This is a genomic window from Methylobacterium oryzihabitans (assembly GCF_004004555.2).
Classification (GTDB): domain Bacteria; phylum Pseudomonadota; class Alphaproteobacteria; order Rhizobiales; family Beijerinckiaceae; genus Methylobacterium; species Methylobacterium oryzihabitans.
Genome location: NZ_SACP01000133.1, coordinates 1 through 474, shown reverse-complemented (window position 1 = coordinate 474; position 474 = coordinate 1). Strand labels below are relative to the sequence as shown.

Sequence of the window (474 nt, the reverse complement as noted above, 5' to 3'; positions counted from 1 at the left end):
CTGGCGGTGGCGGCATGGTTGTGGTCGAAGAGCTGGAACACGCCCTGGCCCGTGGCGCCAAGATCTACGCCGAAATCGTTGGCTACGGTGCGACTTCCGATGGCTACGACATGGTTGCCCCGAGCGGCGAAGGCGCCATCCGCTGCATGCAGCAGGCACTGTCCACCGTCGACACCCCGATCGACTACCTGAACACCCACGGCACCTCGACCCCGGTCGGTGACGTTGCCGAGATCAAGGGCGTTCGCGCGGTATTCGGCGACAAGGCACAGAAGATCAGCTCGACCAAGAGCCTGTCGGGTCACTCGCTGGGCGCTGCTGGCGTGCACGAGGCGATCTACTGCCTGCTGATGATGGAAAACAACTTCATCGCCGGCTCCGCCAACATCGACGAACTGGACCAGTAGGTCGACGACCTGCCGATCCAGCGCGAAAACTTGGAAAACGCCAAGATCGATACGGTCATGAGCAACA

The 474-nt window shown here is 61.8% G+C and carries 1 pseudogene; it reads left to right on the top strand.

Features of this window, described 5'->3' with window-relative positions:
• Positions 1-474, top strand: a pseudogene (locus EOE48_RS28705) (beta-ketoacyl-[acyl-carrier-protein] synthase family protein); the annotation flags it as partial.